The sequence below is a fragment of the Xenorhabdus entomophaga genome, from assembly GCF_037996725.1.
Lineage (GTDB): Bacteria > Pseudomonadota > Gammaproteobacteria > Enterobacterales > Enterobacteriaceae > Xenorhabdus > Xenorhabdus khoisanae.
The window spans coordinates 1-211 of the sequence record NZ_JBBMXH010000577.1; the positions used below are offsets into that span (position 1 = coordinate 1).

The 211-nt window shown below is 55.0% G+C and carries 1 protein-coding gene; it reads right to left on the reverse strand.

Going from position 1 to position 211, the window contains the following annotated elements:
- Positions 1-211 (reverse strand): DUF927 domain-containing protein (locus tag AAC854_RS24125; RefSeq protein ID WP_340619235.1); only part of this gene is annotated, 211 nt, incomplete at both ends.

The window sequence follows — 211 nt, forward strand, 5'->3', positions numbered from 1 at the left end:
TGCCCCCTGTATTTTCCCCTTGCCGTTAAACAGGGTATAGGCTGAGGTGTGGACATGTTTAGGGTTCGCGCCTTGCCCGACTTCATCCAGTGACAGCAGCCCGTCATTGTGAGCTAAAGCCTCGTTGGCAATCCCCAGTGCGGTGCCATACCACGTTAACCGCTGCTCATCTGCTTTACCGTACAAACTGGTTGCGATATCGGCGGTCGTC